Here is a 13,324-nt window from a genome sequence, read left to right as displayed (position 1 = left end):
AATCTGCGCATTTGCAGATTGGTGGGCATGAATGGACTCGAACCATCGACCCCCACCATGTCAAGGTGGTGCTCTAACCAACTGAGCTACATGCCCTTGCAAAAAAAACTGTCTGGTCGCAGACAGGGGCGGCAATGTACCAGTGCCTTCCTATCTTGTAAACCGCAAAATTCTTTCGCAAAAGCGCGTAGAGAACCCTTAAAACAGGGAAGGATATGGCGCATTTCGCTATCATATTGCTCTGCCTCCGCACACGAGAAAGATCATGCAAAAGAGCATCCCCGCCAGCTCAGCTGAAACCGTTCGCTGCCATCACAACAAGTTGACTAACTGTGGCGATTGTCGGCTCAACACGCTGTGTTTGCCCATTGCCTTGAATGCCACTGAAATTGATCAGCTGGATGAAATTGTGAAGCGAGGTCGTCCACTGGCAAAAGGCGAGCATTTGTTTCGTCAGGCAGAGCCGTTTAGCGCGGTGTACGCCGTGCGCTCTGGCAGTTTTAAAGCGTATGCCACTTCGGATGATGGTACCGAGCAGGTAACAGGATTTTATTTGCCCGGTGAAATTATGGGTTTGGATGGTATTAGTAACCTGTCGCATTGCAGCTCTGCCGTGGCGCTGGAAACAGCAACCGTTTGTGAAATCCCTTTTGCGCGATTAGAAGAGCTCAGTGTGCAGCTGCCTGCTTTGCAGCGTCGTTTCTTTCAAATGATGGGTAAAGAAATTGCACGCGATCAACAAATGTTTACGCTGCTGGGAAAAAACTCTGCTGAAGAGCGCATTGCTTCACTGTTGTTGAGTATTTCGACACGCCATCACCATCGTAATTTATCTGCCATTCGTTTTCGCTTGAGCATGTCGCGTGCAGAGATGGGTAACTACATGGGCTTGACTGTTGAAACGGTGAGCCGCGTATTTAGTCGTTTGCAGAAACAAGAAATAATTAAAGTGGATAATCGCGAAGTTGAAATATTGAATATGGATGCGCTAAAAACGGCCGCCAATGCAACTTGATGGTTTGTTGAATCTCTAAGTGAGTGAATAGTGATGTCGCGGTTTTTTTTACGACACAGTGTGACAGCGATATTGCTGAGTGTTTTGTGTGTTCCTTTGCAAGTGGTTGCAGAAGGTGATGTTGGATTTCAAGCGTGGATACGCAGTTTTCGCGCAGAAGCTTTAGCGCAAGGTGTTCGGCCGGATATTTATGATCGCGCGTTTCGCGATGTGACGATGCAAGACGCAGCGGTATTAGAAAAAGCGCACTACCAACCTGAGTTTCGTGCGGAAGCCTGGGAGTACATGGATAACCGCGTACAGGAGCGTTCCATCAACACTGGTCGTGAGATGTTGCGGCAATACAGCGATGTATTGCAGGCTATCGAGCGCAGCAGCGGTGTCAGTCGTTTCGTGTTGTTGGCGATTTGGTCAATGGAATCTGGTTATGGCGCTGCGCTGAAAAAGCCCGATAGTTTGCATTACATTCCGCGCGCACTGGCGACACTGGCGTATGCCGATCCTAAGCGTGCCAAATTTGCGCGTTCGCAATTGATTGCGGCGCTGAAAATTTTGCAGCGCGGTGATGTGTCACAAAACGCATTGTTGGGTTCGTGGGCAGGTGCGATGGGGCACACGCAATTTATTCCCACCAGTTATTTGGCTTATGCCGTAGATGGTGACGGCGATGGCAAAAGTGATATTTGGCAATCGGTGCCGGACGCACTGGCAACAGCGGCACAGTTGTTGAAAAAAAATGGTTGGCAGTCTGGCTCTAGTTGGGGCTATGAGGTGTTGAATTCAAATGATGCGCGAGGCAATAAAGTATTGGCCTTGCAAGGCGATAAAGGCCCTGTATTTGCGTTGCAGAAAAACTTTTCAGTAGTGAAGCGTTATAACAATGCCGACAAATACGCGCTCGCTGTGTTGTTGTTGGCTGATCGCATTGCAGGCAAGCCTGCGCCGCAGCGCGATTGGGTGCGTCCTTACACGCCTCTGACAATGACAGAAAAAGAAGAATTGCAGCGCTTGTTGTCGCAAAAAGGATTTTATTCTGGTGTGGTGGATGGGTTGATTGGCGATGAATCGCGCAAGGCAATTATTCGCTTTCAAACCAGTCGCGGCGTTGCACAAACCGGCTATCCATCGAAAGAAGTGTTGTTGGCACTGCGCGCGCGTTAATGTTTTTTTGTTGTTGTGGACAGTGAATCAATAATAGGGCAGCGTTGCTCTGTAGTAGAGCTGGCGCAACACGACACCAGTGTTTGCAGTGTATTTTTCATGCGCGACAAATCATCCAGTTTTTGTTGAATATGTTTAATTTTATGACTGGCAATTTCGCGAATGGTTGCTTTGTCGGTGTGATCATCCAGCGTCAGTAATTCATTAACTTCATTGAGTGTGAACCCCAATTCTTGAGCGCGTTTGATAAAACGAATGCGTTCAACCATGGAAGCAGGGTATTGCCGATAGCTGCCGCAGCGCGTTGGTATCGGCAATAGATTGCGTTTTTGGTAGTAGCGAATGGTTTCTACGCCGACATCAGCGTACTTGGCAAGGTGGCCGATGGTTAATGATGTGTTGTTCATCAGGAAGCCCTTGACTCTGTTCTTGGGTACAGAGTGTATAGTCCTCTCGCTGAATTGCTAGTGAGATGCTCTATGCCATATCGACGATGTTTATGTTTACCTATCTTCAGGTGGCTGAGTTTCTTGGCGTGCACACTGTTACTGGTGAACACAGGATGGGCAGCGGAATACCAGCTCGATATTCGCCAAGAAACGGTGAACATCACTGGCAAACCCATGCAGCGGATCACGGTAAACCGCCAATTTCCTGCGCCGACGCTGACTTGGCGCGAAGGTGAAGAAGTGGTGGTGCGCGTCACCAATCACATGAATGAACCGAGTTCGGTGCATTGGCACGGCCTATTGCTGCCGGGGTATATGGATGGTGTAAAGGGGTTCAACGGCTACCCTGGCATTGAACCAGGCCAGACATTTACTTATCGCTTCACCGTAAAACAAAACGGCACTTACTGGTATCACGCCCACACCAAGGGGCAGGAGCAGGATGGACTGTACGGTGCGTTAATCATTCATCCCAAAGATCACGAGCCGGTACACGCTGATCGCGAACAAGTGGTGATGTTTTCTGATTTTAGTGCGGAAACGGGCGATGAAATTCTTGCGAATCTGAAAAAATCGTCTGATTACTACAATACCGCGCGCCGCACGGTAGGTGATTTTTTTGACGATGTACGCGACAAGGGCTGGAAATTGGCGTGGCAGCATGCGCGCGATTGGAACACGATGCGGATGTCTCCAACGGATTTATCGGATGTCAGCGGTTATACCTTTTTGGTGAACGGAAAAACGCCGCAACAAAATTGGACTGGCATATTCAAAGTGGGCGAAACAGTGCGCTTGCGTATGATCAATGCTTCGGCGATGTCGTTTTACGATGTGCGTATACTCGACACAGAAAACAAGCGTTTGCAGATGACAGTCGTGCAAGCGGATGGGCGCAATGTGGAGTCGGTGTCGGTAGACGAATTTCGTTTTGGTGTGGCTGAAACTTACGATGTGTTGGTTACGCCGACAGAGGACAAAGCGTACACCATCGTGGCCGAGCCGATTGATCGCAGTGGATTTGCTATTGCAACTTTGGCGCCGCGCGAAGGCATGAAAGGTGTAATGCCAGAACAGCGTCCTCGCGCACTGTTGACGATGGCCGACATGGGACCGATGGACATGAGCGGCATGGATCACAGCAAAATGACGCAAGAAGAAATGAAAGACATGGCGGCGCAGATGCGCAGCGGCTGGGCAAAAACCGGTGCACCGCGCGGCGACAAACTGTTGTCCTACGCGGATTTGCGTTATCTCGGTAAGCAAAACGATGTGCGCGAACCGCAGCGTGAAATTGTTGTCACTTTGGGCGGCAATATGGAGCGCTATATTTGGACGATCAATGGCAAAACAATGCAAGAGGCGGAGCCCATTGCGCTGCGTTACGGGGAGCGCGTGAAACTCACTTTTGTCAACGAAACCATGATGGCGCACCCCATGCATCTACACGGTATGCTTGTGCAGTTAGACAATGGTCAGCCAGCAGGAAAATTGCCGGATAAAACCGTAGTTACTGTGCCGCCTGGTAAATCGTATTCGGTGTTGGTAACAGCCGATGCAGAGGGCGAGTGGGCATTTCACTGCCATCTGCTGTATCACATGAGTACAGGCATGATGAACAAAGTGGTCGTGGCAACGCTGAACGATGAGCAAACACCGGCACCAGCTTCGCTACCTGTACAAACGAAACAGGAGCGTGCACATGCGCATTAAAAATATGATAGTGATGCTGTTGCTGCTTGTTGTGGCAACCGCGCAGGCGCATGAGCACGACGCAATTTTTCATGCGCTGCGTTTGGAAATAGATGCGGGCGAAAGTCGAGAGAATGAATCTGTCGCCAACTGGAATCTCAACGGCTGGATTGGTGGTGACACGCACAAGCTGTGGTTAAAAAGCGAAGGCACAGTGAGTGATCACGAAACAGAAAGCAGTGAAGCATGGGCGTTGTACAGTTATAACGCCGCTACTTTTTGGGATCTGCAAGCCGGCGTGCGCTATGACAACCGCCCAGCCAGCGTGGGATATTTTGTGGCAGGTGCGACGGGTATGCTGCCATTTTTTATCGACACTGAAGTGCATACTTTTGTCAGCGATGAAGGTGATGTCAGCGCGCGTTTGCATATAAAGCGCGATTGGCTGCTGACGCAAAAATTTATTGCACAACCATATTTTGAAATGAATGCCTTTGCACAAGAAGTGAAAGCGCTGGAAGTCGGTTCTGGTTTGTCAGACGCCAAACTGGGTTTGCAGTTGCGCTACGAGATCACGCGCAAGTTTGCGCCGTATATCGCCGTGGAATATGAGCGCTTGTACGGCGACACGGCGGATTATGCTAATCAGCGTGGTGAAGATAGCGGTGATAGCACGATCAAAACCGGTGTGCGTTTGTTGTTTTGAAAGAGGAGAAAAGCGTATGAGCGATTGTTGTCATAAACAGACCGCGAATACAGAACAGGCGGCAACCCAAGTATTAAAAGATCCAGTTTGCGGTATGACCGTGCAGCCGGATTCTCCACTGCATCACAAACACCACGGCACCACTTATTATTTTTGCGGCAACGGCTGCTTGAAAAAGTTTTCTGCCAATCCGCAAGCGTATCTCGGTGAAAAGCCACCGGCACCGGTTGAAATCCCTGGTGCAGAATACACCTGTCCGATGCATCCCGAAATTGTGCAAATCGGTTTTGGCACTTGCCCAAAATGCGGCATGGCCTTGGAGCCGATGATGCCGACGGCAGAAGAGGAGGAGAATCCTGAGTTAACAGATTTTCGTCGTCGCTTTTGGTTTTCGTTGCCGTTGTCGCTGATCGTGATGGTGCTGGCGATGTCCGGGCACGCCGTGAGTTGGTTTGCACCCGGCGTGCAGCCGTGGGTGGAATTGGTGCTGACGGCACCGGTGGTGCTGTGGGCGGGGTTGCCGTTTTTTGTGCGCGCCGCGAGTTCTTTGCGCGAAGCCAGCCCGAACATGTGGACGCTGATTGCCACCGGCACTGGCGCGGCATTTCTCTACAGCGTGGTCGCCACCGTCGCGCCACAGGTGTTCCCTGCGGATTTTCAAATGCACGGTCAGGTTGGTGTGTATTTCGAGGCGGCGGCCGTCATCATCTCGCTCACGCTGTTGGGGCAGATGTTGGAGCTGAAGGCACGCTCGGCGACTTCGGCGGCGATTCGTGCGCTGCTCGGTTTGGCTCCCAAAACAGCGCGCCGTTTGAATACTGATGGCAGCGAACAGGATGTGCCGCTGGATGCAGTGCAGTTGGGTGACCGCCTGCGTGTGCGCCCAGGCGAGAAAGTGCCGGTGGACGGTGTAGTGCTGGAAGGGCGCAGCGCGGTAGATGAATCCATGCTGACGGGCGAGCCGCTGCCGGTGAGCAAGCAGGTGGGCGATCATTTGATCGGCGCAACGCTGAATACTTCCGGCGCGCTAGTGATGCGTGCAGAGAAAGTGGGCGCGCAGACCATGCTGGCGCAGATCGTGCAATTGGTAGCACAAGCGCAGCGCTCCAAAGCGCCGTTGCAGCGCATGGCCGATGTGGTGGCCGGTTATTTCGTGGTGATTGTGGTGGCGATTGCACTGCTCTCGCTTTTTGCGTGGGGCTTGCTCGTCCCGCAGCAGGGCTGGTTGTACGGCTTTATCAACGCTGTGGCGGTGCTGATTATTGCCTGCCCCTGTGCTTTGGGTCTGGCGACGCCGATGTCGATCATGGTGGCGACAGGTCGTGCCGCTGCGCGCGGTATTTTGTTCAAAGATGCCGCAGCGATTGAGCATTTGTGCACGGTGGATACGCTGATCGTCGATAAAACCGGCACGCTCACCGCAGGCAAGCCGAGCTTTGATGTGGCGCTGCCAGCTGAGGGCTACACAGCGGAGCAGGTGTTGCAGTTGGCAGCGAGTTTGGATCTGGGCAGCGAACACCCGCTGGCGGAAGCCTTGGTTGCGGCGGCGCGCGAGCAGCAGCTGGCACTGCAAGAGCCAGAGGCGTTTTTGTCGGATACAGGCATGGGTGTGACGGGGCGCGTGGCAGGGCATCAGCTCATCTTGGGCAGTGTGGTATTGATGGCGAAACACGGCGTGACAACTGAACAAGCACAGCACACAGCAGCAGAAACCCTGCGCGCACGCGGTGCCAGCGTGATGTTTTTAGCGGTGGATGGGCAGTTGGCTGGACTGCTGGCGGTGTCAGACCCTATCAAACCCACCACCGTTGAAGCACTGCATACGCTGCGGGCTGCGGGTGTGCGCGTGGTGATGGCCACGGGCGACAGCACCACTACCGCCAAAGCCGTGGCACAAACTTTGGGCATTGCCGAGGTGCATGGCGAAGTGTCACCAGCAGATAAACTCGCGTTGGTACAAAAGCTGCAGGCCGAGGGGCGTGTAGTGGCGATGGCGGGTGACGGCATCAATGACGCGCCAGCATTGGCGCAGGCCAATATCGGCATTGCCATGGGTACGGGTACGGATGTGGCTATGCACAGCGCCGCTGTGACGCTGGTGAAAGGGGATTTGCGCGGCATTGCCGAAGCACGGGAGTTGTCTGTTGCCACCGTGCGCAACATGCGCCAAAACCTGTGGTTTGCGCTGTGCTACAACGCGTTGGGCGTGCCACTGGCGGCGGGCTTGTTGTTTCCGCTCACAGGCTGGCTGCTGTCACCGATGTTTGCCGCCGTTGCCATGAGTTTGAGCTCGGTCTCGGTGATTTCCAACGCGCTGCGCTTGCGGCGCGGGTAAATTGCGAGCATAAAAAAAACCCAGCCTTGTGAGCTGGGTTTTTTTGTGCAGCAGATGAAAAACCTTACGGTTTGTCGCTGCCCACGATCCACATCGAGAAGAACTGCGCGCCGCCGCCATAAGCGTGGCCCAGCGCTTTCTTCGCGTTGGGCACTTGACGAGCGCCCGCCATGCCGCGCACTTGCAACGCGGCTTCGGCGAAGCGAATCATGCCGGAAGCGCCGATCGGGTTGGTGGAGAGTACGCCGCCCGAGCAGTTCCAAGGAATGTCGCCGTTTTGGTCGAGTGAGGTCGCACCGCTGTCAGTGAGTTTCCAGCCATCGCCCACATCGCAGAAGCCGAGGTTTTCCAACCACATTGGCTCGTACCAAGAAAACGGCACATACACTTCTGCCATGTCCAGTTCTTTACGCGGATTGGTGATGCCCGCTTGCGAGTACACATCTTTCGCGCAGTCGATACCGGCTTGTGGATTCACCTCTTCGCGCCACGGATACATGGTTGGCTCCGAGCGCATCGCCGTGCCGTGTATCCACGCCGGTTTGTTGGGCGATTTTTTCGCGAGTTCTTCGTTGCACAACACCATGGCGCAGGCGCCATCGGAAGAAGGGCACACTTCAGAAAAACGCAGCGGTTCCCACAACATGAACGAATCCAAATATTTTTGCAGATCCAAATTTTCTGCGTCTTCGTGCATGTGTGCGTGCGGATTTTTCAGTGCGTGTTTGCGATCTTTCAACGCGACTTTACAACCGATATCCAACGGCGCTTTGGTGCGGTTCATGTATTCGCGAATAATCGGCGCGAAGAAACCACCAGCACCAGCGTTCAAATGCGGCGAGAACGGTTGTTGTGATGACAAGGCCCACATCGCATTCGATTCGGATTGTTTTTCATACGCGAGCGTTAACACGCGTTTGAACATACCGCTTTGAATATAAGAAGCGGCAACAATCGCGGTGGAACCACCCACGGAACCGGCCGTGTGTACGCGCAGCATCGGTTTGCCTACGCAACCCAAAGCGTCAGCCAAGTACAACTCCGGCATCACCACACCTTCGAAAAAATCTGGCGCTTTGCCGATGATAACGGCGTCGATATCAGCCCAAGTGCAGCCCGCATCGTTCAGTGCATTTTGTGCAGCTTCACGCACAAGACCGGCCATGGATTTTTTGATTTTTGCTTTGTAGCGTTCGGTCTGGCCGATACCTACGATGGCACAAGGATTACCCATCTTATTTACCCTCCAGAACTGCAACCAAGTTTTGTTGTAAGCAAGCGCCGGATGTTGCGTGTGCAACGCCGCGATTCGCTTCGCCATTCATGATGCGTGTAGCAACCGCGCCGATGCGATCCAAACCGGCTGACATAAAAATGTTGCCAGCGAGTGGGCCGCCTGACGGGTTGATCACGGTGCTGTCATCGAGGCCGAGCGCTTCTTTGACCAGCAGTTCTTGGTGGCTGAACGGTGTGTGCAATTCTGCGATATCCACTTTGCCTTTTTTCACGCCAGCGTGTTCACCGGCAATGCGCGTGGAAGAAGATTGCGTGAGATCGCGCGTGCCGAATTGATGCGATTCAATGCGGTGATCAATGCCGGTGATGTACGCAGGGCGTTTGCCTGTGCCAGCCAACATTTTTTCAGCGATTTCTTTGGTGGCGATAAACAAGCACGAAGCGCCGTCTGTAATCGGCGGGCAATCGTGTTTGCGCAACGGCGAAGACAACATCGGCTCGGCCAATAATTGTTCTACGCTGTAATCACCTTTTAGCTGTGCGTTGGGATTGGCTTTGGCATTTTTGCGGCTTTTTACTACCACTTCGGCCATTTGTTTTTCCGTCAACTTGCCAGCATCCATCATCGCGCGTGCTTGCAAACCGGCGAGGCTGATTTGATCAGGCCACAGCGGTTGCAAATAGTAAGGATCGAGTTGCAACGCGAGCACTTCATGCATCGGCCCGTGCGAACTTTTTACCAAAACCGTAAATCAAGGCGGTGTTGAAGTGACCGGTTTGAATTTTCAACCACGCTTCGTACAGCGCCCATGCTGCATCCATTTCCACATGCGATTCAGACATTGGCGGTACAGCACCAATAGCATCCAATGCGCCAACGAATGCAAACGCAGCGCCACCTAAATAGTCGCAGCTGCCGGAACAAACGAAGTCGATATCGGCATTGGTAATTTTCAACTGATTTTTTACGCCGTGTACGGCTTCCATCACCAGCTCTACATCATTTTTTGCGCCTGCATCACGCACCATTGGTGTTTGGTGATAGGCAATAATCGCTACTTCACGCATTTTTGTGTGCCTCCACGGCTTTGAGGCGTTTTGCCTTCAAGTCTTGAATGTTGATTGGTGCTTCACCTTCAATCGGTTGAAAATATTCGATGTTGTTGAAGCTGTAACCCCATTCGCTCTGATCACGCCACACCGCTTTTACGCGTGTGCCAATTTGCACATCTTCGTTTTTGCAACCGGAGATCAAATGAATAAAAGTTTGATCGGTATCGTCGAGTACCAAGTTAGCAACGATGAACGGCGGCTGCACTTTCGAGCCAGGGATGGGCAAATGCACGATGGTAAAAGTCACCACGGTGGCGGTATCAGGCACAGAAACTTCTTCGGTAGTTGGCGTGCCAGATTCAGCGTCAGAGCCGCGTGGCGGCACGATCACTTTGCCAGTTACAGAAGAACGCTGTCCTACCAATTTGCCTTCTTTGATGGATTTCAGAAAACGCGAAGTCGCACGGCCAGCCGCAAAGCTGTATTGCATGTAGACCGGTGATTCCATGATTTCGACGGGTTTAACTTCTACAGGTTTTTGATCACTCATAACGATTCTCCTCAAACCGGCTCAAAGCATTCGATGTCAGTGATAAAGCCGCGTCTTTCTGCAGCCCAACGCACTTTCACTTTCATGCCAGTTTTCATATTGCTTTCACTGCCTGCGTCCACTTTGTGCAGCATCGCCGTGTCCGCGCCGTCAATTTTGATCAACGCCCAAGCGAAGGCTTGCGTCAAAAGGTGTTTTGGATGTGGCTGGTTGATCCAGCTCCAAGTGGTCACGGTACCGGTGGTGGGCAGATCGACCAACTCGCTCAATTCTTCCGAGGTCTGTGGGTCGTATTCCGTCGGTGGGCAGATCACTTTGCCGCCGCTGCCCTTGATGCCGAGCAGCTTGCCGTCGCGCAAACCGGTGAGAAACGCCCCGATGATGGGGCCGGTTGAGCGGGTGTAGGTAAAGCCGAGTTCAAAGCCGTCGCGCAGTACATCATCGTCGTACTGTTTTGCGGCATGTGGATTGGCCATGCGTAGTCTCCTAGGGTTAATGAAAAGGTGAAAAGAAAAACGAAAAAATACCGAAAAATTGGGTGGTGGCGCACGGTGCTGCGGCCAAAGTGGCGATTAGGGTAGGGATTTGGTGCAAAGCTGTCTACTGCTGATTACACGCGGTATAGGCTGATCTCAATTGCGATTTAGGTGTATATTGAAATGGCTATTTAACTGTATACAAAGGAGTGCCGTATGGAACATTTACTGACCCACAAAACCGTCTCTCTCACCGAGCTGCGCGACCCCGCCAAAGTGCTGGAAGAAGCCGGCTCCTCGCCTGTGGCCGTACTCAACCGCAATAAAGTGGTGGGTTACTTCGTGCCGGTGGCGGCGGTGGATGAGCTGTCGTTCGAGCCTGCACAACAGGAAGATATCATGCGTGCTTTGGCTGAAACACAGAAAGAAATGCAGCCGGTATTGAATTATTTGAGAGACAAATAAGGAGTAGGGACGATGAAATTCTTGAGTGCACAGGATGTGGTGCAAATTCATGATGCTGTGATTCAGCCGAACGAATTGCAAGGCATGGCAGGTGATAAATCGCTTGATGCAGTGATTGCGCGAGTCGAAAACCGTATCCATTACGGCATGATCGAAGATGTGTATGAACTAGCTGCTTGCTACGCCACTTATATCGCAGTTGGTCATACTTTTAATGATGCCAATAAACGCACCGCTTATGCCGCCATGCGAATTTGTTTACAGATCAACGAGATAAAAACTGATTTGGGATCAGCTGTAGAAGTGGGCGACATGATCATCCGCGCCGCGCAACAAATGCTCGACGAAAAGGAGTTGGCGCAATGGTTGCGGCGGCGGAGTTAGTGTGTGAGTGAGATAGCAATGAGTGAAGTGCGTTTGTGTACGCAATCTAAGGCGCTGCATTGAACGGCAGCCATTGCTTATCCACTAACATTTCCAGTGGTTGGTACTGGCTTTTGTAGCGCATCTTGGCGCAATCTTTTATCCAATAGCCGAGATACAAATAGGGCAACCGTTCCCGTTGCGCGCGCGCAATTTGATTTAAAACAGCATACACACCGAGGCTGCGTTTCTCTTCTGCCGGATCAAAGTAGGTGTAAACCGCAGAATAGCCATTATCAAAACGATCGCAAACCGAGACGGCAATCAGTTGCTCGGTGTGCTGCTGTGGATCGATTTGATAATAGGTGAGATAAAAACTGTTGGGCCAATGCACGCCGAGAAAGTTTTGGAATTGTTCGCGTGTAGCAGGGTACATGTCACCATTGCCGTGGCGGGTGTTAATGTATTTTTCGTACAACGCATAGCAGGCATCGTTATCAATGGTGTCTACTTGTCGCACGATGAGATCGCTATTGCGTTTGATGCAGCGCGTTTGATTGCGATTGGGTGTGAATTGCTGCACAGAAATGCGCACGGGGATGCAGGCTTGGCAGGCTTGGCATTGCGGGCGGTAAACATGCTGCCCGCTGCGGCGAAATCCTGCTTCGGCAAGGCGGGAAAACAGAAACGGTGTGATTTGGCACTCAGGATTCACAAAGGCCGTAGAGGCCTGCTGTTCGGGCAGATAACTGCAAGGGTGCGGGTGTGTCACCAACAGGGTGATGGTTTGGCTGGTCATGGTGTGCGGTATCGTGCGTTAGCAGTCATCTGCAAGGTTCGGTACCATTCTATCCAGATTGTGTATGCAGATTGCTAGGAATCCGAGGAATGAAAATTTTGTTGTGTGGCAGTGAATCACCCTTGGGGCGCTCGCTGTTGTTTCGTTTGGAGCAGTTGCAGTTTCCCTTGGTAGAGTTGAGTGCGGATGCTTTAGCTGCAATCACGCTGCCGCAGTTGGAATCTTTATTAAAAGAAAAACAGATACACGGCATCGTCAATGTGCAGCATTTGCCGTTTGGTGGCGGTGATGTAGATCCTGCGACCAGTGAGCAAGCGGTGCAGTATGCGCGCAATCCAGAGTTGTTGGCGCTGGCGGCAGCGATGAGCAATGTTTTCTTGTTGCAGTTATCCGATTGCCAAGTGTTTTCTGGGCAACAATCGGGTGCGTATCGCGAAGCAGACGAACCCGACGCACAAACTGCGTATGGTGCGCTGCGCTGGGCGGGTGAACGCGCGGTAATCGACACTTGTCCGCGTCATATCATTTTGCGCACTGGCGAATTGTTTAGCAGTATTGGTCGCAATATTTTGACAGATTTATTAAAAGCATGGCGCAATGGTGGTGTCGCGCGTGTGTCAGCGCGGTATCGGTTTTCTCCAACCTCCGTGCGAGATGCGGCGCGCGTGATTGTGGCGATTTTGCATCAATTAAGCTGTGGTATAGAACCTTGGGGCGAGTATCACTACAGCGGCACGGATGCGATCAGTTATTACGATTTTGCGCGCTTGATCAAACAAATTGTTGAAAGCCAGTCGGAGTTAAATTTAACAACGGAGATGCAGGAAATGGCAGACAGTGCGGCGCCGCTATCGTGGGCGCTAGATTGCGGAAAAATTCGCAACACTTTTGGTATCAAACAGCACCCGTGGCGCGCAGGATTAACAGGCAGTGTGCGCCGCGCTATCAAAGTGTTGGATGCAGAAGACGATGCAGTCACCGCGCAAGTAGAGCAGGAAGAAAACGAAGCAGGTGATTAAAGCTA

Annotated in this window: 13 protein-coding genes, 1 tRNA gene and 1 pseudogene; 8 read left to right on the top strand and 7 right to left on the bottom strand. The window is 52.2% G+C overall.

What is annotated here, in order from left to right; all coding sequences use genetic code 11:
* Window positions 1-19: 19 nt before the first annotated feature.
* Window positions 20-96, bottom strand: a tRNA-Val gene (locus IPK30_00725).
* Window positions 97-265: 169 nt separating this feature from the next.
* Here IPK30_00725 and fnr point away from each other — a divergent pair.
* Window positions 266-1,015: a fumarate/nitrate reduction transcriptional regulator Fnr gene (gene fnr / locus IPK30_00720; GenBank protein ID MBK8101859.1), complete on the top strand. Its 750-nt coding sequence runs from the start codon at window positions 266-268 to the stop codon at window positions 1,013-1,015.
* A 33-nt stretch (window positions 1,016-1,048) separates the two neighbouring features.
* Complete coding sequence (locus IPK30_00715) at window positions 1,049-2,176, top strand: lytic murein transglycosylase (GenBank protein MBK8101858.1); 1,128 nt, start codon at window positions 1,049-1,051, stop codon at window positions 2,174-2,176.
* Here the strand turns inward: IPK30_00715 and IPK30_00710 are convergent.
* Window positions 2,173-2,583, bottom strand: a complete 411-nt coding sequence (locus IPK30_00710) for a MerR family DNA-binding protein (protein MBK8101857.1) — start codon at window positions 2,581-2,583, stop codon at window positions 2,173-2,175. The two genes, IPK30_00715 and IPK30_00710, sit on opposite strands and share 4 nt — an antisense overlap.
* Before the next feature lie 72 nt (window positions 2,584-2,655).
* On the opposite strand from IPK30_00710, the gene IPK30_00705 reads away from it, so the two are divergent.
* Genes IPK30_00705 through cadA form a run of 3 tightly spaced genes read left to right on the top strand, consistent with a single transcriptional unit; the run spans window position 2,656 to window position 7,358 of the window.
* The gene (locus tag IPK30_00705; GenBank protein MBK8101856.1) at window positions 2,656-4,338 is read left to right on the top strand and encodes a multicopper oxidase domain-containing protein; all 1,683 of its coding nucleotides are present in this window, start codon (window positions 2,656-2,658) and stop codon (window positions 4,336-4,338) included.
* A complete protein-coding gene (locus IPK30_00700) occupies window positions 4,328-5,023 on the top strand; it encodes a copper resistance protein B (protein MBK8101855.1) in 696 nt (231 codons plus the stop codon). The genes IPK30_00705 and IPK30_00700 overlap by 11 nt, the downstream gene beginning before the upstream one ends.
* Window positions 5,024-5,039: 16 nt before the next feature.
* A complete protein-coding gene (cadA, locus tag IPK30_00695; GenBank protein ID MBK8101854.1) occupies window positions 5,040-7,358 on the top strand; it encodes a cadmium-translocating P-type ATPase in 2,319 nt (772 codons plus the stop codon).
* 64 nt (window positions 7,359-7,422) lie between these two features.
* Here the strand turns inward: cadA and IPK30_00690 are convergent, their stop codons facing one another.
* The 4 genes and pseudogenes from IPK30_00690 to IPK30_00675 form a co-directional block, all read right to left on the bottom strand.
* Entirely contained in the window at window positions 7,423-8,592 is a 1,170-nt protein-coding gene (locus tag IPK30_00690; protein MBK8101853.1) for a thiolase domain-containing protein, read from the bottom strand.
* A 1-nt stretch (window position 8,593) separates the two neighbouring features.
* Window positions 8,594-9,662 (bottom strand): annotated as a pseudogene (locus tag IPK30_00685) (thiolase domain-containing protein).
* The gene (locus IPK30_00680) at window positions 9,655-10,197 is read right to left on the bottom strand and encodes a Zn-ribbon domain-containing OB-fold protein (GenBank protein ID MBK8101852.1); all 543 of its coding nucleotides are present in this window, start codon (window positions 10,195-10,197) and stop codon (window positions 9,655-9,657) included. The pseudogene IPK30_00685 and the gene IPK30_00680 overlap by 8 nt, the downstream one beginning before the upstream one ends.
* 11 nt (window positions 10,198-10,208) lie before the next feature.
* The gene (locus IPK30_00675; GenBank protein ID MBK8101851.1) at window positions 10,209-10,673 is read right to left on the bottom strand and encodes an OB-fold domain-containing protein; all 465 of its coding nucleotides are present in this window, start codon (window positions 10,671-10,673) and stop codon (window positions 10,209-10,211) included.
* A 216-nt stretch (window positions 10,674-10,889) separates the two neighbouring features.
* Here IPK30_00675 and IPK30_00670 point away from each other — a divergent pair, with 216 nt between their 5' ends.
* Together IPK30_00670 and IPK30_00665 are read left to right on the top strand one after the other, a co-directional pair.
* Window positions 10,890-11,138 carry a prevent-host-death family protein gene (locus IPK30_00670; GenBank protein MBK8101850.1) on the top strand — a complete coding sequence of 83 codons (249 nt, stop codon included), beginning with the start codon at window positions 10,890-10,892 and terminating at the stop codon, window positions 11,136-11,138.
* Window positions 11,139-11,150: 12 nt separating this feature from the next.
* Window positions 11,151-11,522: a type II toxin-antitoxin system death-on-curing family toxin gene (locus IPK30_00665; GenBank protein MBK8101849.1), complete on the top strand. Its 372-nt coding sequence runs from the start codon at window positions 11,151-11,153 to the stop codon at window positions 11,520-11,522.
* A 46-nt stretch (window positions 11,523-11,568) separates the two neighbouring features.
* Here IPK30_00665 and IPK30_00660 read toward each other — a convergent pair whose 3' ends face one another.
* Window positions 11,569-12,300 (bottom strand): arginyltransferase, encoded by a 732-nt coding sequence (locus IPK30_00660; GenBank protein MBK8101848.1) that lies wholly within the window; start codon window positions 12,298-12,300, stop codon window positions 11,569-11,571.
* Between the two features lie 89 nt (window positions 12,301-12,389).
* Here IPK30_00660 and IPK30_00655 point away from each other — a divergent pair, with 89 nt between their 5' ends.
* Complete coding sequence (locus tag IPK30_00655) at window positions 12,390-13,319, top strand: sugar nucleotide-binding protein (protein MBK8101847.1); 930 nt, start codon at window positions 12,390-12,392, stop codon at window positions 13,317-13,319.
* Window positions 13,320-13,324 lie beyond the last annotated feature (5 nt).

It is taken from the genome of Cellvibrionales bacterium (assembly GCA_016713115.1).
Classification (GTDB): Bacteria; Pseudomonadota; Gammaproteobacteria; order Pseudomonadales; family UBA7239; genus UBA7239.
This window is presented reverse-complemented; position numbering and strand designations above follow the sequence as displayed.